This is a genomic window from uncultured Jannaschia sp., assembly GCF_947494055.1.
In the GTDB taxonomy this organism is placed as follows: domain Bacteria; phylum Pseudomonadota; class Alphaproteobacteria; order Rhodobacterales; family Rhodobacteraceae; genus Jannaschia.
The window spans coordinates 1-2,264 of record NZ_CANLTR010000117.1; the positions used below are offsets into that span (position 1 = coordinate 1).

Annotated in this window: 1 protein-coding gene and 2 pseudogenes; 2 read left to right on the forward strand and 1 reads right to left on the reverse strand. The window is 59.5% G+C overall.

Annotated elements, in window-relative coordinates; translation table 11 throughout:
• Window positions 1-288: 288 nt before the first annotated feature.
• Window positions 289-1,029: pseudogene (locus tag Q1A87_RS23320) on the reverse strand (IS5 family transposase); the annotation flags it as partial.
• Between the two features lie 492 nt (window positions 1,030-1,521).
• Here Q1A87_RS23320 and Q1A87_RS23325 point away from each other — a divergent pair.
• Window positions 1,522-1,860: an H-NS histone family protein gene (locus Q1A87_RS23325; RefSeq protein WP_299657206.1), complete on the forward strand. Its 339-nt coding sequence runs from the start codon at window positions 1,522-1,524 to the stop codon at window positions 1,858-1,860.
• 49 nt (window positions 1,861-1,909) lie between these two features.
• A pseudogene (locus Q1A87_RS23330) lies at window positions 1,910-2,207 on the forward strand (WGR domain-containing protein).
• Window positions 2,208-2,264: the final 57 nt, after the last annotated feature.

The window sequence follows — 2,264 nt, forward strand, 5'->3', positions numbered from 1 at the left end:
AAGACAGGATAGGGAAAACCAGTCTGCAACAAAGTGCCATCGAGCACGCGGCGTTGATTTGGACCCAATCCGCGAACACCATACGGGCCCGCGACATATGTGATGTCGCATCATGAGGCCGGACATATGTCAGCACCCGACGACGCGTCAGAAATAGCTTCAATATCCCTCTTGCGTTCGGGGCGGTTACATATGTTGCAGAATAGCGGTTTGAGGCGTAAGTATCCTTTTCCCCTTCCGGATCAGGCCACGCGGACGATCTCGGTTGTGCCGAGGGCGTTGAAGCGGTGCCTTGGCGGCTGGGCAGTCCTCTTTCCATGATCGACCATTCTTGCGGACCGGGATGATCGGCGTGGCACCGCGCGCGATGATGGTGCTGTGACAGCGGCGGGTGTCGTAGGCGCTGTCCGCGGTCACGGTGCCGATGTCTTCGTCTTCGGGGATCTGGTGCAGCAGGTCGGGCAGGACGGGACTGTCGCCCTCCCGGCTGGGGGTGAACTCGACTGCGTGGATGTCGGAGGTGGCGGTGTCCATGGCCAACTAGACCTTGCGCCATTGGCGTCAGCCCTGAACACCGTGCTTCCGGGCCTGCCCATTCACCGTCGCCGAGAAACTTGATTCCGGCTCTGTCTGTCACCCGGCAGGGCATCACGCAGTGATGTCCCGAAAGGGCACCAGCAGATTCAGCGGCCCACCAGCACGGCGATCGGGATCTGCACCGTCAGGGTCTTCTGCCTGCAGCACAGAGTGGAAAAGTCCGGCACCGGCCAGTTCGGCCCCGCCAGCCGCAACAGATTCGCCACCATCCCGGAGGTCTGGCGAAGCGGCAGCTTGAACAGCACCTTGATCGACAAGTAGAACTGGATCGCCGCATTTGGGAAGACCGGCGGGCACCCCGGACGGCCCTCTTGCGGCGCGTGCCACGCCATCTTCTTATCCAGCCAGATCAGCAGTGACCCGCGCTTCCTGAGCGCATCGTTGTAGGTGACCAGTTCGGCGTGTGGCAGCCGGGGGCTTAGGCTTGCTCATACCGCTCGCCTAACCGCGTGATCTTGTGACGTGATTCCTTTAAGGCGAGTTTCGCAATAACATCCATACGGAGTACTGGTATATCTGCAGGGAACACGGGGCGTTTAAAACTGGCGGATTTCCACTGAAGGATTAGACCACAGTGGCATGAGGGAAATAGATGATCGAATGGCTGTCGCAAAAATATTGGGAATGGAAAACCCGCCTTTACATTCGGCGTCCTCGGGCAGTCGTTCGGAAGCACTACACCCCAAGGCGACGCAAGTAAGTATGTTCAGCTTTGCCGCCTTACAAACGAAATTCGTCAGAAGTCTATGGCTCGACAGTTGAAATGACCACCACCGACAAGCAGGTTCCCTGACCGTGGGCTTGCCCAATTCCGCGTAATTATTTTCGTCGTATTGACCCCGCATGGAATAGACCTATTGAAACGACCACGGTCGTCCTGAAAAGACGCCTGACACAGTTCTCTCACACAAGACCCGGATACCCATGGCCGACATCGATCTCGACAGCCTGCCCCTCGACGAACTGAAAGCCCTGCAGAAGGACGTGAACAAGGCGGTGGAAAATTACGACGCCAAGCGAAAGCAGGAGGCCCAGGCCGCGGTGGAGGCCAAGGCACGCGAATTGGGCTTCTCGCTCGCGGAGCTCATCGACGGGACAGGCAAGACTGGAAAGAAAGGCAAGGCGCCGCAGCCGGCCAAGTACCGTCATCCTGAGAACGCCTCGTTGACGTGGAGCGGTCGCGGTCGCCAGCCGGGGTGGATCAAGGAGGCGATCACGAGCGGCACGTCTCTCGACACGCTTCTGATCGAGCCGAAGAGCTAACCCGAGCAGCGCATTGGCCGCCGAACCTTACAGAAGAGCAGGCCAAGGAATGTCATCGTCCGACTACCAGCACGAGATCTTTCCGACGCGGCTGAAGCTTGGGCGGATGGATTAAGCTCCGCCGGATCGACCCCGCGCGCAACATGCGTCGCTTCTACCTCATGCAGGTCCAGCCCGACCTGTTCGGCGGCGTGAGCCTGATCCGGGAATGGGGCCGGATCGGCTTCGGCGGGCGGTCGCTCGTCGAGCATCACGCCGACGAGGGAGAAGCGATCACCTCGCTGCTGAAGATGGCCCGGACGAAATGTCGCCGTGGCTACGACGACCGTCGTATCCGTCCGTTGTGACTGCTCTGACGGTGAGCCTCTGCTGTCGATAATGTCCATGATCGATAATGGACATCT